Raw genomic sequence first — 25,744 nt, forward strand, 5'->3', positions numbered from 1 at the left:
CAGGTCGCCTGGCGAGACGAAGACGCCTGGTCGCCGTCGCTGCGATGGCTGAGGCGGCGGCCAGGGCCGGCATTTGTGATCAGGAACTGAGGCATCCGGCACGTCAGGCGGTGACGCGCTGATCTGTCATGCCCACTGGCGCGAAATCGTGGGCATCAGCAGTCGATTGGGGAGGACCGACGTGAGTACAACACAGCGCATACCAGCGCCGCCAGGTGGTGAGCGGCAGCAGGACGGGTACCGGTCCGAGTTGCGGCGGACGCTGGGCTTCCGGGATTTGGTGTTCTACGGGTTGATCTTCATGGTGCCGATCGCGCCGATGGGGATTTTCGGTGGGGTGTTCCAGTCCTCCGGTGGCATGGTCGCCCTGGCATACGTGATCGGCATGGTGGCGATGGTGTTCACCGCGGCGTCGTATGCGCAGATGGTGCAGGCGTTCCCCCTCGCGGGAAGTGTCTACAACTACGCCGGTCGGGGTATCGCGCCGCCGGTCGGCTTCTTGGCCGGCTGGGCGGTGCTGCTGGACTACCTGCTGGTGCCGAGCCTGCTGTATCTGATCGCGGCGGTGGCGATGCACGCCACCATCCCGGCGGTGCCGGTGTGGGCCTGGCTGGTCGGCTTCGTCGTGGTCAACACCGGGGTCAACCTGCTCGGCATCCGCACAACCGCCCGGTTCACCACCGTCATGCTCGTCGGCCAGCTGATCGTCCTGGCGATCTTCCTCGTCATCGCCGTCACGGCGCTGCTGCACGGCCGCGGCCGCGGGTTCTCGTTCGAGCCGCTGTTCAACCCGCACACGTTCGCGTGGCCGGTGGTCTTCGGCGCGGTGTCGGTGGCGGTGTTGAGCTTCCTGGGCTTCGACGGGATTTCCATGCTGGCCGAGGAGAACCGTGGCGGTCCAGGCCAGATTGGTCGGGCGATGGCCGCCGCGCTCGGCCTGGCCGGGGTGCTGTTCGTCGCACAGACGTGGGTGGCGGCGCTGCTGGTGCCTGACCCGGCCGATCTGATCGCGAACGGTGATCCGGACGGGGTGGCGTTCTACGACGCGGCCCGGGTCGCTGGTGGCGGCTGGCTGGCGACGCTGTGCGCGGTGGCGACTGCGATCGCCTGGGGGATCGCCAACTCGCTGGTGGCGCAGGTTGCCACGTCGCGGCTGCTGTTCGCGATGGCCCGGGACCGGCAGCTGCCCTCCTTCCTGCGGAAGGTGTCGCGCCGCTCCGGGGTACCGGCCAACGCGATCGTGCTCACCGCGTTCCTGTCGATCGGCATCGGCCTGTACATGGCGTGGCGCTCCGACGGCATCGCCCTGCTCTCCAGCCTGATCAACTTCGGGGCCCTCGCGGCGTTCATGGTGCTGCACATCGCCGTGGTCTGGCACTACGTGATCCGCCGCCGCAGCCGGAACCTGTGGTCGCACCTGCTCGTGCCAGCCGTCGGGTTCGCCATCCTCGCCTACGTAGCCATCAACGCCAACGTCGCCGCACAGCGTCTCGCCCTGCTCTGGGTCGGCGTCGGCGGCCTGGTGCTGCTCGGCTTGTACGCGGCGGGCCGCCGTCCGCAGCTGTCCGGCCTCGACGTGCAGGCGGGAGAGCGGTCGTGACCGGTGTCGTGGACTTCGAGCTCGACGAGCCGACGCTGTACACGTTCGGAGGTGCCGAGGCGGTGGCGCTGATCCAGCCGGGGCAGATACTGCGCACCACCACCGAGGACTGCTTCAGCGGCGCGGTCCTGACAGTGGACGATCTGCCGTCGAAAGTGTGCCAGCGGTTCAACCCAGTGACCGGCCCGTTCCACGTGGCCGGCGCCGAGCCCGGCGATACCCTAGCCCTGCACTTCACGGCGATCACCCCGGCCCGGGACTGGGGCATGTCGGCCACGTTTCCCCACTTCGGCGCGCTGACCAGCACCCACACCACCCCGACGTTGCAGCCGCCGCTACCCGAACGGGTCTGGAAGTACGACATCGATCGGCAGGTCGGCATGCTCCGCTACGCCGCCCGCCGCTCGGACTTCACCGTCGACCTCCCGCTGGACCCGATGCTCGGCACGGTCGGTGTGGCACCGTCCGGCGGCGAGGTCCGGACGAGCATCGTGCCCGACACACACGGCGGGAACCTCGACACCCCCGAACTGCGGCCCGGCACGACGCTGTACCTGGGAGTGAACGTGCCCGGGGCGCTGTTCGCACTCGGCGACGGCCACGCCCGCCAAGGCCAGGGCGAGGTCTGCGGCGTCGCCGTGGAGTGCGCCATGCGCGTCACCGTCGCCGTCGACCTCATCAAAGACGTGCCGACGCCGTGGCCGCGGATCGAAACCGACCACCAGCTCATCTCGATCGGCGCCGCCCGGCCCCTGGAGGACGCCTTCCGCATCAGCCAGCACGACCTCGTCACCTGGGTAGCCGACCTGACCGGCCTGGACCTGCTCGACACCTACCAACTGGTGTCGCAAGCCGGCCGGGCAGCGCCGGGCAACGTGTGCGACCCCAACTACACCATGCACGCCGCCATCGACACCGCAATCCTTCGTCATGCGACCGCCTACGGCGGTGCGCATCGTCGGCTGCGCGGCGTGGCCTCCTCGCTGTGGTAAGCGCGACCATGGTGTTCCCATACGGGGCCAGGCCCCTGCCGAACCTGCGTCAGCCGCTGCGGGTCGAGACGTTCTTCGTTGCCCACTCCGAAACCGGCGAACGGCTGGCCAGCTCCGCCGCACTGGGCGTTGCCCTGGGCGGCGCCGCGCTCATCGACGAACTGCTGCGCCCGGTCGAACGGATCCGGATCGTGGACCGCCATGTCCTCGTCGTCGACCACAGCGTGTCGGGTGATCCGGTCGCCGACTGGCTGATCGGCGTCCTTGGCGGCCCGCCCGTCCGGACGCTGCTCGCACCGTCGCCACGCCCGTCGACACTGCGCGACGCAATTCACACTCTCGCCCGGGACGCCTACGAACGCACCGCGGCCGCCATGTACGCCGGGAATCTCGTCGTCCAGCCAGGTCGCCGACGGCTCGTCCCCGGCCGTCGCCGGTATCCGCCCTCCGACCCGCACGTCATCCCCCGGATCCGTGGCCGGTTGATCAGTGCCCTGACCGGCTCCGCGAACCCCGATCCGCAGACCGACTCCCTCGGCGGTCTGGTGCTCGCCCTGGACCTGGTCTCCGAGCTGTACCTCGACGGATCCGGCCACGACGTGCCGGCCCTGCTCCGGCACATGGTCGAACGCGTCAGCGTCGAACATCCCGCGATCCGCCAGATCCTCGCCGACACCCACAGTCTCATCGGCGAAGCCGCGGTACGGGTGTACGGCGGCTGAGCTTCTCCGGCGGTGCACGCGTCCCGGACTTTTTTGTGCCGGTCCGGGACGGTCGGACGGCGGCCCCACACCACCCTTCACCGCCAAGGGCGGGCCGCCGCCCACCGGGGTGGCCCCGGCCGGAAAGCCTCCCAGGCCGGGGCCACCCCAACCAACAACTGTCATCACGGCACTGACCGCCGCGCCTGACCCCACCAGGACCCTCATGATCAACAAACTCACGCAAGCACCGATGCCACATCGACGCCTCGTCACCTCCGTGATCGCCGGCAGTATCGCCGTGGCGACCGCAGCCGCGATCGCGGGGAGCAGCCTGCACAGTGGCCAGGCCACCGGCACACCGGCCACGCCCATCACCCCGACTGGGGCAGCATCCCGCCCGGCCTCCACACTGAGCACAGGCCAGGCAGCACGCACGGACCCCGCCGCCTTCCTGGAGCGCATCGCCGGCACGTTCGGCAGCGGTCCTGCCGATCCGACCCCAGCGCGATACGAGTACATCGACATCCGTACCTGGGACACGTTCGCGGCACCGCCATCGGCGTCTGCCGGTGACCCCTCGGTACACCGCATCCAGCTCTGGACCACCGGCCACGGAGCGCGGCGTTGGATCACCAGCGACGAGTCACACGGCTGCCACATCCTCAACGACGAGTCCGACCGCAACCTCGGTCCCTTCGACGGGCCCCTGCCGGCCGATCCCGACGCCGTACGCCGGCTGATCCTGCACGAACCCCTGCCCCCGGACACCGTCGTCGACGTCTTCGGCCAGATCGCAGAGTTCTACAGTGAGCGATACGTGCCCATGGCCACCCGGCAGGGGGTCTTGCGCATGCTCGCCCGCCAACCCGGGATCACCATCGAGCCAGCAACCACCGACCGCGAAGGACGGTCAGGCTTCGCCGTCAGCACCACCTACCTGCCGCCAATGCCGTTCACCGTGGCCAAAACGCTTATCTTCGACCAGAAGACCGGCCAACTGCTGGCCAGCCACAGCAAAGCCCATCGCCGCCCGGACGCGACCACACCAGCGGATCCCTCGGACGAGTACGGCATTTACCTTCTGCGTCTGAACAGCACCTACAGCCAGGACACCGGGACACCTCAGGCCGGGTGCGCCCGATGATTGACCCGAGGACGCCGCAGCCCGCACGCCGGTACAACTACTGGCTGGGCGGCAAAGACCACTTCGCCGCCGACCGCGTATCCGGCGACACGATCGCCGCCGCCTTCCCAGGCGTGCGGATCGGCGCGGTCGAGAACCGGAAGTTCCTGCACCGCGCCGTCCGCTACCTGGCCGCCACCGCAGGAATCCGCCAGCTTCTCGACATCGGCGTAGGACTTCCATTGCCGCCGAACACCCACGAGATCGCGCAGGACATCGCCCCGGACAGCCGTGTCGTCTACGTCGACAACGACCCGATCGTGATGGCGCACGCCCGAGCCCTGCTCACCAGCCACCCCAGCGGCGCTACCGCCTATGTCCACGCGGACCTGCGTGAACCGGCGACAATCCTGCACCATCCCGACCTGCACAACACCATCGACATGGCGCAGCCGATCGGACTCCTGCTCGTCGCCGTACTGCATTTCCTCGATGACCACGACGCGACGCACGCGGTCGCCGAGCTACTCGGCGCGCTCGCGCCGGGCAGCTACGTCGTCATCAGCCACGGCACCGCGGACTTCTGGAGCCCGGACACGGCGGCTCAAATTCCGAAGTTGCAGCAGGACCACGAGGCACGATACCGGCCCCGCACCCGCGAGCAGATCATCGAGTACGTAACCGGCCTTGATCTTGTCGACCCCGACCCAGCGGCGTCGAGGGCTGCCGCGCCCACTGCGGTGTCCGTCGTCCAGTGGAGGCCCGACCGCGACGACAAGCAACGGCCGCAGGACGAGGACGTCGCCTGCTACGGCGTCGTAGCCCGCCTCGCCGAGCAACCGCCAAGGCCAGGCCCGGTGCCGGCCGGATTCGCCACTGCTGAGACGAGCTCATGCCGCTCAGGCCCGCAGCGCAGCCACACAAGTCTTCCGCCCCAATGAGGGCGGTGGCGGCGACCCGCGCCACCTCAACCGGGTCGCCGGTCCCACCCTTCCGCCGCGGTGGTGCGAAGGGAGTCGATTTCAAGGAGGACCTCCATGGCCCCTCAGCCACTGGCGTCGCTGCAGGCGCCGGCTGTCGTCGAGTCCGGTGACGGCTTCGATCTCAACGTCGAGATCGTCGAGGTGACCGACGCGGGCAGCATGGTCAACGTGACCGGGGACAACTGCGGCAGCACCTGCGGCGCCTGCGTGACCGGCTCCGCCTGACCAGCAGGACCGTCCCATCCCCGCCTGGCTGGCGGTCCCACGGCTGATCGTGCCGTGGGCCGCCAGCCTCCGCTACCTGTGCGCTCGAAAGGTTGCTGCGATGCCCAGCCGTCATTCGGCGTTCCGCTCACACTCTGCCGCGCTGCTGCGCGCCGTGGCGCGTCCTGTGCTGGATGTACCGCTGCCACCGGATCTGACTCAGACGAGCTCGGACGGCGAGGCGTTGGCGGCATGGCTGAGGCTGGTGTGGTCCCGGCCGGACGTCGCGGGTGCACTGGCGTACGCCAGTCCGGTTCTCGGTCGCCAGCTCGAAGCCCTGTGCGCAGCCGCAAATCCGCCGCTGCGCGAGGTCCGGCGTGCGGCGCTGGCCGTCACGCGGTATCTGCTGCGGGCCACTGGTCGCCCCACCCCGTTCGGCTGGTTCTCCGGGGTCACGGCGGTGTCCTTCGGTCGCGAGCCTTCTGCGCGATGGTGTGACGGGCACATGGCCACGGTGCGCGCCGGATCGCCGTGGCTGACGGCGGTGATCAACCGGCTGGAGGCCAGCCCGCAGCTGCTGAACCGGTTGCCGGTGATGGCCAACACGAGTGTGACCGTGCGCGGTGATCGGTTGGTGGTGCCGTATCAGCCGCATCCGGACCGTGCCCGGCAGGCCGTGGAGTGTTCAATGGCGTACAGCGCGCCGGTCCGGTTCGCCGTGGCGACGGCGGCCTCGCCGATCCGGGTGGCCGACCTGCAGCAGAAGCTCCTTGCCGAGTTCCCCGCCACGAGCCACAGTCGGGTCGCTGCGATGGTGCGGGAGCTGGTCCAGCGTGGGGTGCTCATCTCGGCATTGCACTCGCCGAGTACCGAGCCCGACGGGTTGCGGCACCTGTTGGCGGTCCTCGACGACGCAGCCGCCGCGGACGTTGCCCCGGTCGCCGGCCTGGTCGGCTCGCTGCGTGCGATCGCTGGCGACCTCGGCGCGCTCCGGACGATCCCGAACGTGACAGCGGCTGGCTGCGCCCCGATCGCCGAGCGGATGCGGGCAGTGGCCGGTGGGCCGCAGACTCAACCGCTGGCGGTCGACCTGCGGCTGGACGCCGCCGTCACGCTGCCACGACAGGTTGCCGACGAGGTGGCCCGGGCGGCTGAACTCTTGGCCCGGCTGTGCGCTCGGCCGTTCGGCACTCCGGCGTGGAAGGCATGGCACAACCGGTTCTACGAACGCTACGGCGTCGGCGCGCTCGTGCCGGTCCTCGATGTGCTGGCCGACAGCGGTGTCGGGTTCCCGGACGGCTACCCGGGCGCTGAAGGTCCCGAGCGGCCGCTGCCGGGGACCATCCGTGACGAGCAGCTGATGGCCCTGGCCCAGCGCGCCGCGCTCGACGGCGTGGACGAGATCGTCTTGGACGAAGCCGCGATCGCTCGACTGGAGTTCAGCGCGGACCAGGCTGGCCTGCCGCCGCACCTGCACGTAGGATGCCGGCTGCCGCCGCACCTTGAGGTCGCCGTCCAGCTCCGCGCCGTTGACCTGCCGACGCTGCGACGCGGCCGGTTCACCCTGGAAGTGACGGCGGTGTCGCGCGGCGCCGGGGTCCTCACCGGCCGATTCCTCGACATCGTCGACGACAACGGCCGGGCCGCCCTCGCCGCGTCGCTGGCCGCGCTGCCCGGTGCGGACCCGCAGACGTTGGTCGCGCAGGTGTCCTTCCCGCCGCTGGATCCGGCCACCGCCCATGTGACGCGTACGCCGCAACTCCTGCCGCTGGTCATCAGCATCGGTGAGCACCGTCCGCCCGGCCCCGATGTGCTGGCCGTGGCTGACCTGGCGGTGGGCTGCGACGGCCGCCGGCTGTACTTGGCGGTGCCGAAACTCGGTGCCCGGGTCGAAGCGGTCGGCCTGCACGCGCTGAACCTCCACACGCACACCCCGCCGCTGGTGCGGCTTCTGATCGAGCTGGCCCGCGCCAATACGGCACAGGTGACCACCTTCGACTGGGGTGCCGCCCGGACCCTGCCGTTCCTGCCAGCGCTGCGGCACGGCCGCATCGTCCTGTCACCGGCCCGGTGGCGGCTCGACCGTGCCGAATTGCCGGCCGCCGACTCGCCGTGGCCGGACTGGGATGCCTGGTTCGCCGGGTGGCGGGCACGGCGACGGCTGCCGCGGTACATCACCCTGACCGAGGGTGATCAACGGCTGCCGCTCGATCTCGACCAGCCCGCCCACCGGGTGCTGCTTCGCGAGCACCTGACCGGCGCGGAGCATGCGGTGCTGACGGCGGTGCCGGACCGGACCGCGAGCGGCTGGTGTGGCGGGCGCAGCCACGAACTGATCGTGCCGCTGACCGCCGCCCAGTTCACCCGCTGGCCCAAGCTCCCTGCCCCGGCTGCACAGCGGCTTGTCCAGCCCCGGCATGTGCACCAGCCCGCTGAGGCGTCGGTCCTGCTGGCCAGCCTCTACAGCGATCCGCGACGGCAGGACACCCTGCTTGGGTCGTACCTGCCGCTGCTGCTGGACCGGCTCGGCGGGCGGCCCTGGTGGTACGTGCGCTACCGCGACCCCGAGCACCACGTGCGGCTTCGCGTCGGCCTGGCCGACCGGGCCGAGTTCGGCCCGGTCGCCGCAATCGTCGCGCAGTGGGCCGAAGAAATGCGGGAGCTGCGGCTGCTGCGGGAGCTGCGGCTGCCGAGCTGGAGCCCTGAACATGGCCGGTGGGGCGATGGAGCGGCCTGGCAGGCGGCGGAGGCGGTGTTCCGCGCCGACTCCCACGCAATGTTGACCACGCTGCGCCAGCTACATCGACCCGGACGTCAGGCCCTGGTGGCGGCGCACACCGTGGGCATCGCCGCTGGGTTCACCGGCAGTATCGGCGCGGGCATGCGGTGGCTCGCCGACCACGTCCCCGTCGGCGGCGTCGGCGCGATCAACCGCCCTGCGTTCACGGAGGCCGTCAGCCTTGCCGACCCCAGCAACGGCTGGGCCGCACTGCGCGCGGCCCCGGGCGGCGCGGCGATCGCCGATGCGTGGGCCGGTCGCGACGCGGCGCTGGCCGCCTACCGTACCCACTTCCCAGGTCGGGACACGGTCGGCGTCGATGTCGACGACGTGCTCGGCTCGCTGCTGCACGTGATGTTTGTCCGCGCCGTCGGCATCAACTTCGAGGAGGAGGCGGTTTGCCTGCATCTGGCCCGGGCCGCGGCACTGACTTGGCTGCATCGCTACCGGGCGGGCATCCAATGCGCGTGATCGACCTGGACCTGCGGCTGGTCGATGCGATCGCCGATCAGCTCGCCGACCCGGAGCACGTAGCCGGGGCGGTGCGCGCTGCGCCGTGGTGGCGGCAATCGCTGGCCCACGGCATGCCCGGCGTCGCATTGCTGCACATCGAGCGGGCCGCCACCGGCCTCGACCGCTGGGACCGAGCCGACGCCTGGCTCGCCGCCGCCGTCCGCGGGGCCGTCACCGCCGGCCCGGACAGCCACCCCTACTACGGAGTACCGGCGGTGGCGCACGCGTTGCGCTGCGCCAACGAGCACCGGCCCACCGCCTACCAAGGTGCCCTCGCCACGCTCGACCGGCAGCTCGACCGCGACATCCGGCGCCGACTCGACGACGCCAACGCGCGTCTCGACGCCGACGCCCCACCCCGGCTGGCCGACTTCGACGCCATCCACGGCCTGACCGGCTACGGCACCTACCTGCTGCACCGCAACCACGACACGACGCTGCTGCGGGCCGTCCTGGCCTATGTGGTGCGGCTCGCCCGCCCCCGTCAGACCGAGGATGGTGAGCTGCCCGGCTGGTGGGTACCCACCGGCCCGGCCGGCCGCGCGGACCCGAAGTTCCCCCATGGGCACGCCAACACCGGCGTCGCGCACGGCATCACCGGGCCGCTCGCCCTCCTCGCCCTCGCCGCCCAGCGCGGCATCACCGTGCCCGGCCAAACCGCCGCACTCAAGACCATCTGCGCCTGGCTCGACCGGTGGCACACCGAGACTGCCTGGCCCTACTGGATCACCCCGGCTGAACTGCACGCCGGCCGGTCCTGCATCACTCAGCCGGTACGGCCGTCCTGGTGCTACGGCGTGGCCGGGGTTGCCCGCGCCCAGCAACTCGCCGCCCTCGCCCTCGCCGACACCACCCGACAGCGGCACGCCGAACACACCCTGGCGCACGCGCTTACCGACCCTGGACAGCTGGCCGCCACCACCGACCCGTCCCTGTGCCACGGCTTCGCCGGACTGGCCTACCTCGCCGCCCGCACCGCCTTCGACGCACCGGCAGGGACTGCCGACCGGCTACGCGCCGCACTGCCCGACCTGATCAGCCGGGTCACCTCCGAGCCAGCCGATCCCGCGCAGGTGGCGCACCGCCTGATCACCGACCCGGAACGTGGTGCGGGCCTGCTCGACGGTGCCGCCGGCATCGCCCTGGCCTTGCACGGCACTACCGCGCTTCCCGCGAGCAGCTGGGACAGCTGCCTGCTCATCGCCTGACCCCATCGTTTGACGCCGAGGAGGAGTCTCCATGCCGCAGCCACCACCATGGCGGCAGTACCTCATCGAGTTCCCCGACCGCGACACCGCCCACCGCGCCGCCGTCCACGCCATCGCGCCGATCCTCGAGGAGCAGCACGATGCTGGACTGCTGCACGACTGGTGGTTCCTGCGCAAAGAGCTGTGGCCCCTGCGCTGCCGCGCCATCGAACCCGCCCTCAGCCGGATCGAGCGCGTTCTCGATGACTTGCAGGCCGACGGGCAGGTTGTCCGCTGGTCGATCAGCCTCTACGAGCCCGAGACGTACGCGTTCGGCGGCCCCGCCGCGATGGACCTTACCTACCGGCTCTTTCACGCCGACAGTCGATTCCGCACCGCCGACACGGCAGGCGCGGTCACGCTCGGCCCCCGCGAAACCTTCGCCATCGCGGCCACGCAGCTGTGCCGAGCGGCCGGGCTGGACCAGTTCGAGCAGGGCGACGTATGGCGGGGCGTCGCCGACCTGCGCCCCGAACCCCCCGCTGCGGTGCGCGTCCGTACTGAGGAACTCACCGCGAAACTGCGGCTGCTGCTGACCTGCGATGCCCGCGCCACCCTCGCCGCCGACCCCGCCCAACCAGACATCGCCAGCGCCTGGCTCGATGCGTTGACCGACACCGGCCGCGGCCTGGCCGAGCTGCACCAACGAGGTCACCTGCACCGCGGGCTCCGCGCGGTGCTCACCCACCACCTGCTGTTCCTGGCCAACCGGGCCGGGCTGTCCCTCGCCGACCAGGCCGGGCTCGCCCACCTGGCGGTGAACCTCGCATTCCACACCGAACCGTCCACTCCTGCGCTCAGTAAGGTGCCCACCGTGACGACCCAGACACACCACAGCAGCCCAGCCGACCAGACCGCCGAGCAGCTGCGCCACGACCTCGTCGACCGCCTCGTGCGCAACGGCACCGCCCGCAGCGAACCCGTCGTCGCCGCCTTGCGCGGCGTGCCGCGCGAGCTGTTCGTGCCCGACGTACCCGTCCAGCGGGCCTACGCCGACGACGCCGTCTACACCAAGAACAACGCCGCCGGGGTCGCGATCAGCGCCGCCAGCCAACCCACCATCGTCGCCACCATGCTCGAACAGCTCGACCTGCAACCTGGCCAGCGCGTCTTCGAGGCCGGTGCCGGCACCGGCTACAACGCCGCCCTCATCGGCACCATCGTCGGCGCGCAGGGCCACGTCACCGCCGTCGACGTCGACCTGGACATCGTCGACGGAGCCCGTACCCACCTCGCCGCCGCCGGCATCAGCAACGTCGAGGTCGTGCTCGGCGACGGCGCGCTCGGCCACGCCGCCAACGCCCCCTACGACCGGGCGATCGCCACCGTCGGCGCGTACCAGATCCCGGACGCCTGGCTCGCCCAGCTCGCCCCCGGCGGCCGGCTCCTCGTCCCACTCCGCCTGCGCGGCACCACCACCCGCTGCATCGCCTTCGAACGCGACCCCGACGGCTGGCACGCCGTCAACAGCGAACTCGCCGTCTTCATGCCGCTCCGCGGCATCGGCGACGACGGTTATGAGGTCGTCTACCTCACCGACGACCACACCGTCCAACTCCAGGTCCACCAAGACCAAACCGTCGACCCCGCCGCCCTCGCCGGCGTGCTCGACACCAAACGGCACGAGCGGTGGACCGGCGTACTGTTCCCGCCCGACGTGCCGCTGGCCTGGATGGACCTGTGGCTGGCCTGCACCCTCGACAACGCCCTCATGCGCATGAACGTGCAACCGGCCGCCGTCCAGGGTGGCCTCGTCACGCCCTCCTTCGGGTGGGGCTCCATGAGCACCGTCCGCGGCACCGACCTCGCCTACCTCACCATCCGGCCCGCGCCGCCCGCCGCGGACGGCGGAAAACTGTACGAGGTGGGTGTCACCGGCCACGGTGCCAACGGCGACACCCTCGCCGACGAGGTCGCCGACCAGATCCGCCACTGGGACACCCACTACCGGGACAAGACCGTCACGTTCACCATGCCCGCCGTCCTGCCCGAACCGGACCCGGCCGCCGGGCGGTTCGTCCTGCCCCGCCAGCAGAACCCGATCGTCGTGTCCTGGACCTGACCATGGACCCACACGGACCGGTCGCCAGACGATTCCCCCTCGTCGCCCGCCCCCGTCCGATCTGCCTCCCGCTCCACACACGCGTCGGCCAACTCGCTGAGCTGGCCGACCGGGCCGAGCAGGAAGCAAACCCGGGCGAAGCATCCTCAGTGTTCAACCAGGCAGCACTCCTCGCCTCCGACCTCGGCCTACCAGACCTCGCCCGCGAGTGGTGCCACTGGCACGCCCGCCTCTACCTCGAACACTGCCCACTCACCGGCATGAACGCCATCCGCGCCCTCGAACCCCTCGTCAACCTCGCCCGCCTCCACATCCGCGCCGGCCACGGCCGCCAAGGCCACGAACTGCTACTACGACTCCAATCCGCCGTCACCACCAGCAAGGCCCTCACCGTCGACGGACTCACCGTCCCCGCCAACCTCACCACCACCACAGCCGAGCGCGACGAGGTCCGCCAATGGCTCTGGCGCGTCGTCCTCGCCGACGGCACCCGAGCCCTCACCACCGACGGCCACTGGCAAGCCGCCCTCGAGCACCTACACCGACAACACGGGATCGGCACCCGCATGCTCGACGGCCGCCAAGTCGCCGTCATCGCTGCCGCCACCACCGGAAACCACGCCCAAGCCCAGGAATTACTTGCCAAAACCGCACCGGGCGAGCCGTGGGAGAACGCCATCACCGCTTGCCTCACCGCACACTGCCGCCCGACGAAGCTGACACCGATTCCCGCACGGCTCAATGAGCTGATCGCCGACTGCCGCCGACTCGACTGCAACCCATCCACCATCGTGTTCAACACCCGGCTCGTGCTCAGCGTTGCTGACGTACCCGGCATCCGCCGAACCGACCAGACCAACCTGCTGCATGGCCTGGCCGATCGAGCTATCGACGCCGGTGACGGCTATGTCGCCCGCGAACTACTCGGCCACAAGGAGTCGCGCCATGTGCTACGGAGCGCACAGGCGTCGGCATTGGTCGATCTCATCGCCACTTGTGGCCTCGCCGCAAAATCCATCCCAGTCGACGTTGAACCTCGACTACGCGCCGCACTCACAGCCGCAGCCCGAAGCTTCACCCTCAGACAGGGTTCCAGCGCCGAATGCCAGAGCGCGACCTGACGTGCTTCACCCGCAGGACACCTCCTGCATTTACACGCCGGGCACGCCCGAAATAGGGTGGCGAACTGGACCTATGCGGCCTTCGGGTCGCCACCCCGTTGACGAGCAAGGACACCCCGACTGATGGTAGTGACGCAGCAGGAGATCGAGAACCGGTTGTGGGACGCCGCCGACGAGCTGCGCGTGGCGATGCCCGAAGCGCAATACTCCTCGGTCGTTTTCCCGCTGATGTTCTGGAAGTACCTGTCGGATACCTGGGAGCACCACCACCAGGAGTTCCTGGACGACAATGAGGGCCTCGACGGTCTCTCCGCCGAGGAAGCCCGCGAGATCGAGTACCGCGACTACCAATCGTTCGAGATCCCGTTCATCCACCCCGGCACCGTCCGGCAGCGGCGTGCCTCTTGGTCATCCATCCTCGCTACCATCACCCAGCCCGGCCTCGGCCAGCGCGTCCGTGCCTCCCTGCAGGCCATCGAGACGGCCAACCCTGACAAATTCTCCCGCCTGTTCGGGTCCATGACCTGGACGTCCGAAGAGGTGCTGTCGGGTGAGGTGTTGGCGGCGGTCATGCAGGCAATGGACCGTACCCCGAAGATGCACGAGGGCAACATGTCCCACGACGTGCTCGGTGGGGCGTATGAGTATCTGCTGAAGCGTTTCTCTGACGGGTCTGGCACCCGCGCCGGCCAGTTCTTCACCCCGCGTGAGGTCGTCGAGCTGATCGTGGAGGTCCTGGACCCCAAGGCATTCGAGTCGGTGTATGACCCGACGTGCGGGTCGGGCGGCATGCTCATCGCCTCCGCGAACCTCCTGAAGGCCCGCGGCGGGCGTGGCTACACACTTCACTTGTACGGACAGGAAGCCGTAGCGGACACCGCAGGTGTGGCACGCATGAACCTCTTCATGCATAACCTGACCCAGTTTCAGGTCGAGGTCGGTGACACCCTGAAAGACCCGCGCTTCAAGAAGCCGGACGGGTCTGTGAGGCGGTTCGACGTGATCGTCGCTAACCCGCCGTACAGCCTGAAGTGGAAGCCCTGGACCAATGACCCGCGCGCCATCGGCGGGGTCGCCCCGCAGTGGTCCGCGGACTGGGCGTTCGTGCAGCACATGATCGCTAGCATGGACCCGAAGAAGGGCCGTGCCGGTGTCGTCCTGCCCCATGGAGTCCTCTTCCGCGGCCAGGAAGCAGCCATCCGCCAGCGTGTCCTGGACGACGACCTCCTGGAGGCAGTGATCGGGCTGCCAGCCAACCTCTTTTACGGCACCAGCATCCCCACGGCGATCCTGGTGTTCCGGGCCCCCGGCACGAAGGTCCCGGAGCGGCGGGACGGGGTGCTGTTCATCGACGCCTCCAAGCGGTTCACCAAGGCCAAGAACCGCAACGTCCTCACCGATGTCGACATCGCCGACACTGTGACGGCCTACCGCTCCGCCTTCGATGCAGACGGCCACCCAGTTGACCTCGACGGTAGGGGTGGCCTAGCTGCACGCTTCGTGCCCATGACGGAGATCGTGGCAAACGGCTATGGCCTGAACATCGGTCGCTACATCAAGCAGGCCGCCGCCGTGCAGGAGGACTTGGGAACCCTCCTCAAGGCCTACAACCAAGCCCGCGCCGAGCGCCAGAAGACCGAGCAGCGCATGCTCGCCGTCCTTGCTGACGCTGGGATTGAGGGCCCGGAGTATCTGTACAACTTCATGCTGACGGTCCGCCTCGGCGCCTTTGCCCAATCCGGCGCAGTTCCCCCCGTTAATCAGTCGCACCTGCGGCGTATCGAGTTGGAACTGCCGCCCCTGTCAATTCAGGAACGGATCATCGAGGTTGTCGGCGTGGTCGACGACCAGATCGCCGCACTCGACGCAGAGGCAGAGGCGCTGGAGTGTGCGTATCCGGCGGCGACGTCTCTGCTTTGGTGCACCGCTGAGGGCGATGAGGCGGAGTCCCGGTTCCTCGGCGACGTGATGCACCTCGATATCGTACGGACCCCGATGGAAGCGGGAACGACTTACCACCTCGCTGGAGTGCTCAATGCTGGCAAGGGTCTTGTTGACAAGGGGGCATTCGACGGGGCGGACACCGAGTACACCGCGATGAACGTCCTTAGGGAGAACCAGGTGGTGATGCGGAAGCTGACTGCTTGGGAGGGGCCGATCACGGTGGTTCCTGCAGAGTTCGACGGCTTCGTGGCGAGCAACGAGTTCCCGACCTTTACCCTTGCCGGTGACATCGCCCCGGGGTGGATGAAGCATGTCTGCCGGACACCTCGACTGTGGGCGGAGATGCAGCGCAGAGTCGTTGGGACCGTGGAGCGCCGTAAGCGGCTCAACCCCGACCAGCTTCTGTCGATGGCGCTTCCCGTCCCGTCCCGGACTGAGCAAGAGCAGACGGCGGCAACACTGGATGCGATGGAGGGGCAGGTCGCTGTGATCCGCGCGGAGGCCGCCCGTCTCCGCGGAGTCCGGGCGGGGCTGCTGTCGGGCCTGCTGGACCGCACCTTCGACATCGAGTCCGCCGAGTTAGAGGTCTGACACGTGGCGAAGGGCATTCGGGAGCGTGAGTTCCAGAACCTGATGATCCAGTGGTCCCTCCCAATGGGCTGGGGCTTCGCTGCGGGCAGGTCGTTGCCGCGTGAGACGACGCAGACGGTGGTCGCCGGCCAGCTGCGGGACGCCATCATCCGGCTCAATCCTGTGGTGATCGACGGGTTTGACGTGGACGTGCTGGTCGAGGAGATTGTCGCCACAGTCAACGCCGTTGAAGGCGGACTGGTGCGGGCCAACGAGCAGGTGCTGCGCCTGCTGCGCGGGCACAAGGAGTTCCGGGATGCCGATGGCGTTCGGCACACCCTGAAAGTCATCGACCTCGAGAACCCGACCGCCAACACGCTGGTCGTCTCGGACGAGGTGATCATCACCGTCCCCGGCAAGACCTCGCGCCGGTTCGACCTCGTGTATTGGGTCAACGGGCTGCCCCTGGTCATGGCCGAGGTGAAGTCTCCGACCGCGAAGTCCGGGTGGGCTGATGCCGCCCGCGAGATCAACGACGTGTACGCCACCGAGTACCCGTGGTTCTTCACCCCCAACGTCTTCGCCGTCGCCTCGGACGGGTTGAAGCTGCGATTCGGTGCCGTTAGCTCGCCTCTGAACCTGTGGCAGCCATTCCGGTCCACCACCGACGACGAGAACCTGTCTGGGCAGGTTGACGTGCAGCGCTCCGTCGAGCTGCTACTCAACCCGGCAACCGTCCTAGACATGCTCGCCAACTTCGCGTTGTTCGATACCTCGGGAGGCAGGGTGGACAAGAAGTACCTGCCACGCTACCCGCAGATGGAAGCTGCCCACCTGATCCACGAGCGAGTGCTAGCCGGCGGCCAGAAGGGCCTGATCTGGCATCACCAAGGCAGCGGGAAGACAATGCTGATGGTGTTCGCCGCCTCGCTGCTGCTGGCCGACACCCGCACCGAATCGCCCACGATCATCCTGCTCTCGGATCGGACTCAGCTCGTCAGGCAGACCTCCGGAGTGTTCACCTCCGCGATGGGGGACGCTTATTTCCACCAGCCTGCCACCGGTGAGGAGTTGCGATCTCTACTGGCGGACGACGTACGCGGCGTCATCTCCACGACCGTCCACAAGTTCGCTGACGCCGGCAAGAACCTGTCGACCCGGGACAACATCATCGTGCTGGTCGACGAGGCACACCGCACGCAGTCTGACAAAGCGAAGTCCCTGGCTGGGCAGATGCGGGCGGCATTACCGAGCGCGAAGTTCTTCGGCATGACCGGCACCCCCGTCAGAAACCTCTCCACCGACACCTTCGCTCTCTTCGGCGATGAGACCGACCCAGGCAGGGTGCTGCATCGGTACTCGGTCTCCCGGTCTCTGCGGGACGAGGCGACCGTCCCGGTCATGCTAGACCCGCACGCGGTCTCGTTCGAAATGGACGATCAGGAGCTGCAGGCTGAGTTCGACCAGTTCGCCGACGACTTCGACCTCGACGACCCCGACCGTGAGACGCTGTCCCGAAAGTTCGGGCGCCTTACCTCGGTGTTCGCCAACCCCGACCGCATCCACACGGTCTGCCAGGACATCGTGGACCACTACTTGGCTGGCGCCTACCGCAACGGTCTTAAGGCTCAGGTCGTCGCCTACAACCGGGAGCTGGCCGTAGCGTACACCAACAAGATCAACGAGCTGCTGGCCGGATTCGAGGCGTCACAGGTACTTGCCGAGGTCGGGAAACACGACCGGATCACCGCCGAGGTGAACATCTCCGTCTCGGACTCCAAAGACGAAGACCCCGCCATGCGGCCGTTCCGCCTTTCTGAGGCAGATGAGGAGGAGCAGAAGCGGCGCTTCCTCACCCCGGACGACCCGCTGTGCTTCCTAGTCGTTACCGCGAAGCTGATGACTGGATTCGATGCCCCTAACGAGGGCGTCCTTTACCTGGACAAGCCGCTGAAGGCCCACACCTTGTTCCAGACGATCACCCGCCCGAACCGCACCTGGGTTTCGCCGACCGGGTTCGCGAAAACCTCCGGCGTGGTTGTGGACTACATCGGCTTAGCCGAAGAGGTTCAGCGGGCCGTCGTGGACCCTTCCTCGGAAGGGGCCGGTAAGGGCGGCGGGTTCGTCACCGACCTTTCCGAGCTGGTTGCCGAGTTTCGCACCACCTTCGCTCGCATCGAGGACCTCGTCGCCGACGTGGACGGTCTGGACCTAACGGTCCACGGATACGAGTCCGTGCGAGCCATCAACGCCTTCCTAGACGCCGACCCCAGCGCCGCCGAGGTGTTTACCAAGGATTACCGGCTCTTGGCCCGCCTGTACCCGCTCATCAACACCGACAAGCGGATCACCAAGTACCAGGACGGCTTCGGGTTATTCGGGTCCGTATACACGACGCTGTTCAAGAAGTCCTCCGATGAGGAGAGGAGGGAACGGCTGGGCGAGTTGGGGCCGATGGTCCTGGAGATCATCAATGCTCACGTCCACTCCTTCTCCGTAGTTGCCTCCCAGGAGGAAGCCCTTGTTCTGGACGCTCAGGGCATCGCCATCCTCAAGGAACTGATGGCCCTCGTCCGACCCAAGTCCGACAACGACGACGGCGAGGACAAGACGCCGCCGTCCGCGGCCGAGATCCTGGACCAGATCAAGGCGGCCCTCGAAAGGGGTGTCGAACCGGCGTCAGCAAAGTACACCGCCCTCGCGGAGCGAATCAGGCTGCTGCGCGATCGGATCATCCAGAACGCCCAGGACGCCTTGGAGTTCCTGTCCGAAGCACTCCGAATCGCCCGCGCCATCGTGAACGCCGAGAAGCACCCTGACGAAGCCGTCATCGTGGTGGACGATGACCACGTGGGCGTCCTGTCGCGGATCATCCACGACCACGCCCCGCCCGGCCTCACCGTCACGGAGCGGAACCTGGCCGAGGAGATCGACCAGGTCGTTACCCGGACCCTCGCGCGGTCATGGGACAACGCAGACGCTCGCAACCGAGGCGTCCGGCGCGCCACCGCCGCCGTCTTCCGGCGGTACATGCTGAAGCCGGTAGGGGAGCCGTATGACTCCACCGTCGCCTACATCGAAGCCCATTACCTCGTTGACTGACCAATCGCCCGGGCGCCCTTGCCCACCCGGAACTCGGCCCCTTCGTCACCCACCAGATGGCTACCGTCACCAGGGTGGCGGCGGATCGTGGCTCGACGATTCGCGCGGCTACGAGGTGTTCATGGCCCCTCACGATCCTCGCAGCAGAGGTACCAGCGGATTTGTAACGTTCCGCCGGGAGCCGATACCTGCCGGTAGCCCGCGGTCGGCGGCCCTGCCCGTGGCCTGTCTGCCGGCGCGGAGCGTGCAAGGGGCCATGCGGCGCGGCCGGCTTCCTTACGACGAGCCGCAGGGCGTCTCGACCGTGTCGCGCCACATGGCCTAAGCGGGCGGAAGGCATGGTGCGCGCTGGGACGAGATCAGGCGGGCGACGTCGTCAGTTCGCGCGGTCGAGACAGGTGCCCTGCTCGGCCAGCCATAGCCGGAAGCCTAGCGTTCGGTGCGGCACCGGGAGCAGGCCAGGGTGCCGTTCCGGAGCGCGGCAGCGGGCGAGCCCGGCCGAGGCGACCTTCGCGCTGGAGACGAACAGCCGGTTAGGGTAATGCCCGCGAAGGGGACGAGGCCCAGCCAGAACGGTTCGGCCTCCTTCGCCTCGCCCGGGCTGAGAAGGGGCAGCGCGGGGCTGTCGGCATAGATGTGGATATAGAAGTCGACCTTGGCCTTCCAAGCCGACGGCGCACCGCCGTTCTGCTGGAGATCGCACGCCTTCCAGAACGCGGACTCCTCGTTGGGGATTTCCCCGAGCCGGAGCCAGCCGGCAGTGTCGTCGAAACTGGCCTCGGCCACGTGCGGCCAGTCGTCACCGAAGTAGGCCCACGCATCTCCCCGAATACCCCTGGCGTCGAGGCTAACGGAGGTTGCTCCGTTGGCTCGAACCAGGACAGCAGCCCAGGCGGTCTGGGGCCGGGATGGCCCTCCATTTCGGACCTGCGCGTGGGTATTCTGCGCCCGTGTCCCAGAGCGCAGGTTTCGAACAGGTCCCCTCCCATCTGTGGCAATACGCTCAGGATCAGGCTTTCCTGGCTGACGCGGCCCGAGAGACGAAACGCTTCCTCACGGAGCTGGCGCTGGACGCCAGCATCGACGTTCACCTAGTGGAAGCACGCCCCAAGACCTTGGCCTCGTACATGGAGAAATCGCAGAAGACGAAGGAAGACGGGACTCCGAAGTACACCGACCCCGCAGCGCAGATCCACGACTGCGTGGCCGCTCGCGTAATCGTCTACACCACCCGGGCGCGCAACGATCTGGCAGACCTCATCGTGAGCCGCTGCGCGTTCCGGGAACGGCAGAATCCCGGCGACACCAAGCACAACGGGTACGACAGCGAGCACATCGTCATCTCCGGTATCAAGGATCCCGACGCGCAGCGGCGCTTCGCGGCCCTCGCCAAGTACCTCGGAAAGTACCAGGGCCTGGAGATCCAGGTGCGCAGCGTGGCGGGTCACGCGTGGGCGGAGTACGAGCACGACATCCGCTACAAGTCCGGTGCGTACCGGGAGCTGACCTCCGCCGAGAAGGGGCGCGTGAATCAGTACTTCGTCGAAGCTGGCGGCATGCGCCGGTACATGGACGAGATCTTCGACAAGGTCGAGGAACTGCTCCGGCCCCAGGAGGCCGGCGACGACGCCCCGCCGGACGAGCTCGTGATCGGCGAGGACGAGCCGTCGCCGGAGGCGATCGACCAGACTCCGCTGGACTTGTCCACGTTGAGCGAGCTGATCGCCGTCCGCTTCCCGAGAGATGAGCCGGGGGACCTGCCGTCGCTCGCCGTGCTAGTTACTTCGACCTGAAAAAGTAGATCGACGGTTGTCGGCGTGTCCGGGTGTGCCGGACACGCCGGACTGTCACCATGACCGGTGACAGGATGTCGTTGGCACGCAGGGGATTGCGGTCATGCTGCGGACGCGGAATGTGCAGCCGTCGTTGTGGGAGTCGGTCCTGCCGGAGGTGTGCCTGCGGCTGCCGGCGGAGCTGGAACGCGTCGATGCCTGGCTGGACGACGAGCGGTTCTTCGCCCCGTTCGTGCCGCACTTCTCCGCCCGGATGGGCCGGCCGAGTATCCCGATGGAGACGTACCTGCGGTTGATGTTCCTCAAGCACCGCTACCGGCTAGGGTATGAGTCGTTGTGTGCAGAGGTGTCCGATTCGATCTCGTGGCGGCGGTTCTGCCGCATCGACATCGACGGGCGGTTGCCGCACCCGACCACGCTGATGAAGCTCACCACCCGGTGCGGGGAGCAGGCGATCGCCGCGCTCAACGAACAGCTCCTGGCCAAGGCGGTCGAGGCGAGGGTGGTGAAGACGGGAAAAGTCCGCGCCGACACCACCGTGGTGTCGGCGAACGTTGACTACCCCACCGACACCGGTCTCCTGGCCCGGGCGGTGACCCGGATATCCCGCCTCGTCGGGCGGGTCAGGGCCGTCGGCGCGGCGTCGCGGACCCCGTTCCGGGACCGCAGCCGGGCCGCCAGGCGGCGGGTTCGTTCGATCGCAGCCCATTTGCGGCTGCGTGGTGCACAGGCTCGCGAGCAGGCGCAAGCCACCGTCGCCCGGATCACCGGGCAACTGGCCGGCCTGGCCCGGCAGAGCGCGACCGAGGCGCAGGCGGTGCTGCGCAACGCCCGCCGCGCCGTGGCCCGGATGACCGGCCGAGCAAGAGGACGGCTCCGCCGGGCCGTCAACGAACTGGCCGTGATCCTCCACCGCACCGACACCGTGATCGCCCAGGCCCGCATCCGCCTGGCCGGCGGCAAACCCGACTCCGCGACCCGCCTGGTCAGCCTCCATGATCCCGACGCCCGCCCGATCGTCAAGGGACGCCTCGGCAAACCCATCGAGTTCGGCTACAAAGCCCAGATCGTCGACAACGTCGACGGCATCGTCCTGGACCACACGGTCGAGGAGGGCAACCCGGCCGACGCCCCACAACTGGCACCCGCCATCGCACGGATCACCCAGCGCACCGGCGGCCCACCGCGGGCGGTGGCTGCCGACCGCGGCTACGGCGAAGCCAGCGTCGAGACCACCCTGCACGACGCCGGCGTGCCAACGGTCGCCATCCCCCGCAAGGGCCCCACCGGCATCGCCCGCCAAACCCACGAGCGGCAACCCGGCTTCCGGCGCCTCGTCAAATGGCGAACCGGCTGCGAAGGCCGCATCAGCCACCTCAAACACCGCTACGACCTGCACCGCACCCGCCTCGACGGACTCACCGGCGCCCGAATCTGGTGCGGCTACGGCATCCTGGCCCACAACCTCACCAAAATCACTGCCCTAGCCGCCGCCAGAGCGTGAGACCGAGCCCGGCAGCCGCCCAGACAACAACCGCACCCCGGCCGTCGCTGCCTGCCCTCCTGGCGTCCCTCACTTTTTCAGGTCGAAGTAGTTAAGCAGCTGGCCGCGGTGGACGTCACTACGACCGGCCAACTGGAGGCGGCGCTTTCCAATCTCGATGAGGGCCAGGTCGCCCGGTTGATGGACTACCCGACCGAGACAACCCGGGTCCGGAAGCTGGACGATGAGCTGCTCGCCGTCTTCCTCGACCGCTATGTCGAGGCCACCGAGGATGCCGACCGGCAACAACTGCTGCGCCTACGGCTCCGCCGCGTGCGTGGCCGGTTCACGATCTACTCCTTGGAAGGGCCGGACGGCACGCAGCGACCCGTAGCTGCCGCGCGAGCCGTGCGCAACCTAGTGAAACTCGTCGCGGCGCGCGAGGGCATCGCGGCGACGACCATCGACGGTGCCGTCGCCGCAAACCAAAGCGACGTGACCCCGGGATGGTCGCCCAAGGAGGTCAACACTCCCGCTGGCCCGGTGTACGTCGCGACGAATCTGTCCCGTTCCTACGCAGAGAGCCTGATGCGCCAGCTGGTATCGCGGGTTCCCGGCTCGGGCGTGCGGGTCAAGCGGGCCGGGGATCTCCTCTTCGAGGCGCCTCCGGCAGTCTCGGCGGCGGATTCCGCTTGAAGCTGGGCGGACGCCTGCCAACATACGCAGTGGCCGCCGTCGCGTGAAGCGGCGGCGTCGGTTGAACACATTCGGCATCTACTGCGGGAGCAAGGCCTGCCTGTGAGCCGCATACCGGGTTACAACACCCGGTATGCGCTCGCCTCGCGGCCGCCGCCAGAGCCACCACCTGAACCATGCTTCGCTTCTCCGCGTGATCAGCTGCGCGCTCATGGCGCGGTCCGGGCGCGTTCGGCACCGTACATCGGGTCAGCGCGAGGATGCCCCGGCCGAACGCCGGGGCATCCTCGATCGTTTACTCGATCGCGAAACCGGCTTTTACGATCAGTAATCGTCCGGTTGCGCTGCGCGCTTGCAGTCCTGTGACGTACCCCCGGCTAGAGACAAACCTACGCAGCCGATCGCGACCTCATCCCATGTTGAGCCGGACGGATGCGCCGGTTGACGTGGGGATGGTGCCTCGAAAGCGGTTGCAGGTTGGCGGTTCCGACTCGACACCACGCGCTGGCGATCGCGGTCCGCCGCTGGGCTCGCGTCATTGCCGTCAGTTCGGCTGCGGCGGACCGCAGTGGCCGAAACGTGAGCATGATCTTGAAAGAGCAGTGAGCGATTGAGACCTCCGCATCGGGGGCGGTCGCCGCGTCACGCCACGACACGCAATAGGGCGCCGGTCATTGCGATCAACGTCTCGACCTCGGCCCGACTGTACTTGTAGTCCTTGGTGCCCGGGTCCACGTGCATGGCCCCGCTGGCCTGGTCCTCCATCGCCGCCCGGATCAAGGCCCACCGCTCATCGGCGGTGATGTCGCCCTTCTCCTTCTTGCCTGGCCAGTTCCAGCCGCTTGTCTTCTTGATGGTCTCCAGTGCCTTACGCACCTGGAGCATCGCAGAGTCGATCTCGTTGCCGCCGAGCAGCCGTTGGGCCTCGCGGAGGAAGTCGGCGACGACTCTGCGTGGCTCATCGTCCGCCGGAAAGGGGATCAGCATCTCCGCCCCGAGTGTGCGGCCGAGCCCGGCGAGTTGCTGGCGCCACCTGCTCTCGGCGATGCTCAGGTGCTCGGTGATCTCAGATGCCCCAGGGAAGCCGGACGACTGCGGGAGGAAGCCCCGTACCTGAAGTTCCAGGCGAAGGTCACCGGCGCGATGCTGCTCCAACGCCATCAGTTGGGCGTTGGTGATGAGGTACTGAAGCGTCGGCCGTCGGACCTCACCGGTCGCGTTGAACGGGACGGATACGTTCGTCGAATCGAGCGGTGCGCGCGGCCCGGTTTCCTGCGGAGCGTAGAGGGTCGTCTCCAGACACAGCAGCCGTCCAGCCTCGGCGCCGACCTGCGGGATGCCGACCTCAAGTTGGAGCTGGAAGTAGTGGGTGCCTATCCCCTTGAAGATCCAAATACTCTCCGGTGCGACGCTAACGGTGTACGTCCCGAGGGCTGCCTCGAACCTGAGCTGATCCACGCGGTGCCTCCCTAGTTGCCAGCATCCACTGTGGACCATTAGGCGGCCTATGGCGACTGGGTTCGGTCGGAGCGAGCCGGTTTTCCAATGAGCGGTACGTCCCAAGCGAGGTGCCGAGCGAGTTCGGGCTGCGGCTCGGTGTCGGCTCGCCGTAACTATGCAGGAGGATGAGAGGGTGACGGCTCACCAGTCCTCGACTCCGGTTGACAGCGGCGTTCGTGTCCGACCTCGCCCGACCGTGCGCTTTGACGCGCGAAACGGCGATTGGTATCTAGGTGATCGACTGCGCCGCTGTGACGGTAGCGGGAACGTAGTGGCCCATGTCGACGACCTGCCCGGGTGCTCCGCCTCAGACCTGTTGCGTGCGATGCGGCGCCGGCACGCCTACTACGGTGACGGCGCAACGCTGCTCATCAGCGAGGTTCCTGTAGAGTTCTTCGACGACGAAGAGAGCCCCGTGGGCGCGGTCGCTTTCGAACTGCACGACAATACCCTCAATCTCGATGTCACTGTCCTGTTCGATGATTTCGACGATGAGGATGAGGTATCCGGTCGACTTCGCAGTGCCCTAGCCCCGTTGCTCCGGCGATACCGGATGACGTTCTCATCAGCTTGGCCGGACCCGAACTACGTTGCACCGCCGTGGCCGTGGCATGTACGAGTGACCTTGAGCCCCCGAGGCCGCGACATCGGCGAACTGTTTCGATTGGGCCAAGACATCGGGCAGCTCGTGCGGGCCATGACCGACGGTAAACTCACCCGAGTCACGGCGGGGGATCTCGTACGGGGTGGTCATGCCCATGTCTTGATCGGCCAGCCCGAAGGACACTGGTTGGATGTGAAGAGCCAGCACTACGACGGCGGTGAGCATGGCCAAATCTCCCTGGCCCAAGCCGTCGCACGATTCTGCAATGCAGAGTCTGGGGGCCTGGTCGTGATCGGTATGAACACGAAGAAGGTGCCGGGCGGCGAGGAGATTCGCGGGTTGTGTCCGGTACCCCGAGACAACCGCATGATTCGCCGTTACGAGCAGATTCTGGAGCGACGACTGTTTCCACCGCCGGATGGCCTGGCCATCGAAGCCGTCGCAATGGGCGAGGAGATGCTGGTGCTCATTGATGTATCCCCGCAGCCGGAGGAACTCAAGCCGTTCCTTGTTCACGGCGCGATCGTTGACGGACGAATCGAGGGTGCTTTCATCAGCATCGTTCGACGCCGTGGTGAGGCCTCCATCCCGATCACTGCCCCTATGATCCATTCGACCTTAGCGGCGGGGCGCGGACTCCTTAGGCGCGGTGAGATTCCACGGCAAGAGATCTGAGTTTGGTCGGAGGCGCGGACCGGTCTGTCCGCATGGTTCACGTTGTGGA

18 protein-coding genes are annotated in these 25,744 nt (G+C 68.1%); 16 read left to right on the forward strand and 2 right to left on the reverse strand.

The window, feature by feature from the left end:
* Positions 1-181 precede the first annotated feature (181 nt).
* The 12 genes from ACQEVU_RS11970 to ACQEVU_RS12025 all read left to right on the forward strand — a co-directional run bounded on the left by ACQEVU_RS11970 (position 182) and on the right by ACQEVU_RS12025 (position 18,944).
* Positions 182-1,600: an APC family permease gene (locus tag ACQEVU_RS11970; protein WP_433322799.1), complete on the forward strand. Its 1,419-nt coding sequence runs from the start codon at positions 182-184 to the stop codon at positions 1,598-1,600.
* Positions 1,597-2,592 (forward strand): acetamidase/formamidase family protein, encoded by a 996-nt coding sequence (locus tag ACQEVU_RS11975; RefSeq protein WP_433322800.1) that lies wholly within the window; start codon positions 1,597-1,599, stop codon positions 2,590-2,592. The genes ACQEVU_RS11970 and ACQEVU_RS11975 overlap by 4 nt, the downstream gene beginning before the upstream one ends.
* A gap of 8 nt (positions 2,593-2,600) precedes the next feature.
* On the forward strand, positions 2,601-3,314 hold the full coding sequence (locus tag ACQEVU_RS11980) for a GOLPH3/VPS74 family protein (protein WP_433322801.1): 714 nt from the start codon (positions 2,601-2,603) through the stop codon (positions 3,312-3,314).
* 109 nt (positions 3,315-3,423) lie between these two features.
* Positions 3,424-4,440 (forward strand): CU044_5270 family protein, encoded by a 1,017-nt coding sequence (locus ACQEVU_RS11985; RefSeq protein ID WP_433322802.1) that lies wholly within the window; start codon positions 3,424-3,426, stop codon positions 4,438-4,440.
* Positions 4,437-5,360, forward strand: coding sequence for an SAM-dependent methyltransferase (locus ACQEVU_RS11990; RefSeq protein ID WP_433322803.1), 924 nt, complete (start codon positions 4,437-4,439; stop codon positions 5,358-5,360). Before ACQEVU_RS11985 ends, ACQEVU_RS11990 begins: the two co-directional genes overlap by 4 nt.
* Before the next feature lie 96 nt (positions 5,361-5,456).
* Positions 5,457-5,627: an FxLD family lanthipeptide gene (locus tag ACQEVU_RS11995; protein ID WP_433322804.1), complete on the forward strand. Its 171-nt coding sequence runs from the start codon at positions 5,457-5,459 to the stop codon at positions 5,625-5,627.
* A 100-nt stretch (positions 5,628-5,727) separates the two neighbouring features.
* Positions 5,728-8,856, forward strand: a complete 3,129-nt coding sequence (locus tag ACQEVU_RS12000) for a lantibiotic dehydratase (protein ID WP_433322805.1) — start codon at positions 5,728-5,730, stop codon at positions 8,854-8,856.
* Complete coding sequence (locus ACQEVU_RS12005; RefSeq protein ID WP_433322806.1) at positions 8,847-10,106, forward strand: lanthionine synthetase C family protein; 1,260 nt, start codon at positions 8,847-8,849, stop codon at positions 10,104-10,106. Before ACQEVU_RS12000 ends, ACQEVU_RS12005 begins: the two co-directional genes overlap by 10 nt.
* A 31-nt stretch (positions 10,107-10,137) precedes the next feature.
* Complete coding sequence (gene fxlM, locus ACQEVU_RS12010) at positions 10,138-12,207, forward strand: methyltransferase, FxLD system (protein WP_433322807.1); 2,070 nt, start codon at positions 10,138-10,140, stop codon at positions 12,205-12,207.
* Between the two features lie 149 nt (positions 12,208-12,356).
* A complete protein-coding gene (locus tag ACQEVU_RS12015; protein WP_433322808.1) occupies positions 12,357-13,328 on the forward strand; it encodes a hypothetical protein in 972 nt (323 codons plus the stop codon).
* Between the two features lie 123 nt (positions 13,329-13,451).
* Complete coding sequence (locus ACQEVU_RS12020; RefSeq protein WP_433322809.1) at positions 13,452-15,863, forward strand: N-6 DNA methylase; 2,412 nt, start codon at positions 13,452-13,454, stop codon at positions 15,861-15,863.
* Positions 15,864-15,866: 3 nt separating this feature from the next.
* The gene (locus tag ACQEVU_RS12025) at positions 15,867-18,944 is read left to right on the forward strand and encodes a type I restriction endonuclease subunit R (protein WP_433322810.1); all 3,078 of its coding nucleotides are present in this window, start codon (positions 15,867-15,869) and stop codon (positions 18,942-18,944) included.
* A gap of 429 nt (positions 18,945-19,373) precedes the next feature.
* Here the strand turns inward: ACQEVU_RS12025 and ACQEVU_RS12030 are convergent, their stop codons facing one another.
* Positions 19,374-19,730 carry a hypothetical protein gene (locus tag ACQEVU_RS12030; RefSeq protein ID WP_433322811.1) on the reverse strand — a complete coding sequence of 119 codons (357 nt, stop codon included), beginning with the start codon at positions 19,728-19,730 and terminating at the stop codon, positions 19,374-19,376.
* 164 nt (positions 19,731-19,894) lie between these two features.
* On the opposite strand from ACQEVU_RS12030, the gene ACQEVU_RS12035 reads away from it, so the two are divergent.
* From ACQEVU_RS12035 to ACQEVU_RS12045, 3 genes are all read left to right on the forward strand, one after another.
* The gene (locus ACQEVU_RS12035) at positions 19,895-20,737 is read left to right on the forward strand and encodes a hypothetical protein (protein ID WP_433322812.1); all 843 of its coding nucleotides are present in this window, start codon (positions 19,895-19,897) and stop codon (positions 20,735-20,737) included.
* 103 nt (positions 20,738-20,840) lie between these two features.
* Positions 20,841-22,241, forward strand: coding sequence for an ISNCY family transposase (locus ACQEVU_RS12040; RefSeq protein ID WP_433322813.1), 1,401 nt, complete (start codon positions 20,841-20,843; stop codon positions 22,239-22,241).
* 108 nt (positions 22,242-22,349) lie between these two features.
* Positions 22,350-22,916 (forward strand): hypothetical protein, encoded by a 567-nt coding sequence (locus ACQEVU_RS12045; RefSeq protein ID WP_433322814.1) that lies wholly within the window; start codon positions 22,350-22,352, stop codon positions 22,914-22,916.
* A gap of 642 nt (positions 22,917-23,558) precedes the next feature.
* On the opposite strand, the gene ACQEVU_RS12050 is transcribed toward ACQEVU_RS12045, so the two are convergent.
* Positions 23,559-24,374, reverse strand: coding sequence for a hypothetical protein (locus tag ACQEVU_RS12050; protein WP_433322815.1), 816 nt, complete (start codon positions 24,372-24,374; stop codon positions 23,559-23,561).
* 313 nt (positions 24,375-24,687) lie between these two features.
* Here ACQEVU_RS12050 and ACQEVU_RS12055 point away from each other — a divergent pair, with 313 nt between their 5' ends.
* Positions 24,688-25,695 (forward strand): hypothetical protein, encoded by a 1,008-nt coding sequence (locus ACQEVU_RS12055; RefSeq protein ID WP_433322816.1) that lies wholly within the window; start codon positions 24,688-24,690, stop codon positions 25,693-25,695.
* Positions 25,696-25,744 lie beyond the last annotated feature (49 nt).

It is taken from the genome of Dactylosporangium sp. CA-139066 (assembly GCF_050936175.1).
Classification (GTDB): Bacteria; Actinomycetota; Actinomycetes; order Mycobacteriales; family Micromonosporaceae; genus Dactylosporangium.

Bases quoted from the DNA above. Each gene is read 5' to 3' on its own strand.
- ACQEVU_RS12005 (WP_433322806.1), top strand. From the start codon at position 8,847: ATGCGCGTGATCGACCTGGACCTGCGGCTGGTCGATGCGATCGCCGAT.
- ACQEVU_RS11990 (WP_433322803.1), top strand. From the start codon at position 4,437: ATGATTGACCCGAGGACGCCGCAGCCCGCACGCCGGTACAACTACTGG.
- ACQEVU_RS12020 (WP_433322809.1), top strand. From the start codon at position 13,452: ATGGTAGTGACGCAGCAGGAGATCGAGAACCGGTTGTGGGACGCCGCC.
- fxlM (WP_433322807.1), top strand. From the start codon at position 10,138: ATGCCGCAGCCACCACCATGGCGGCAGTACCTCATCGAGTTCCCCGAC.
- ACQEVU_RS11995 (WP_433322804.1), top strand. From the start codon at position 5,457: ATGGCCCCTCAGCCACTGGCGTCGCTGCAGGCGCCGGCTGTCGTCGAG.
- ACQEVU_RS12000 (WP_433322805.1), top strand. From the start codon at position 5,728: ATGCCCAGCCGTCATTCGGCGTTCCGCTCACACTCTGCCGCGCTGCTG.
- ACQEVU_RS12040 (WP_433322813.1), top strand. From the start codon at position 20,841: ATGCTGCGGACGCGGAATGTGCAGCCGTCGTTGTGGGAGTCGGTCCTG.
- ACQEVU_RS11980 (WP_433322801.1), top strand. From the start codon at position 2,601: ATGGTGTTCCCATACGGGGCCAGGCCCCTGCCGAACCTGCGTCAGCCG.